Annotated in this window: 1 protein-coding gene; it reads right to left on the bottom strand. The window is 45.6% G+C overall.

What is annotated here, in order from left to right:
• Nucleotides 1-210: 210 nt before the first annotated feature.
• The coding region (locus KIV40_RS28510; protein ID WP_285352583.1) for a CBS domain-containing protein at nucleotides 211-566 on the bottom strand (356 nt) is incomplete at its 5' end.

The following is a 566-nucleotide window of genomic DNA, read 5'->3' as shown; positions in this document are numbered from 1 at the left end:
CTATATAAGAATGAAAAATCAGATCGAGCAATAACAAGATTCCTTACTGTTTACAGGAACGCATGAAACCCTGACCTTCGAGCGGCCCAATCCAGCCGCTCATTTTTTTGCCTGTCATCTATGTAAAAGCCTAGGCTCACTTTGCGAGATGAACGGAATCACGCTGCGGCCGTTGACTCTTGCCATACGCCAAACATTGAATCGTATGAATTAGGCCTCAATCTCTTCCGGTTCACTCTCTTCTTGCAGTTCCAAAAGGTTGATTGCAATAGTCACGAAGTCACTGTCTGTAATGATGCCAACCAACTCGCCGTGTTCTACAACTGGCAGACAACCCACTTTATGCTTCTGCATGTAAATCGCCGACTCTTTTAGTCCCGCTCTTGGTTCAACGGACATAACGTTTTTATGCATGATCTCATTGAGCGGTGTTGCGAGAGTATAGGACTGAGCTTGAGGGATGTTTTGTAGGCTAGATTCTTGAGCAGCGAGTACATCACGTTGGGTCACCACACCAAGCAGTTTTCTATCTGCATCTACAACGGGAATATGTCGGATATCAAGCG

Source organism: Vibrio sp. D173a, from assembly GCF_030248475.1.
This window is presented reverse-complemented; position numbering and strand designations above follow the sequence as displayed.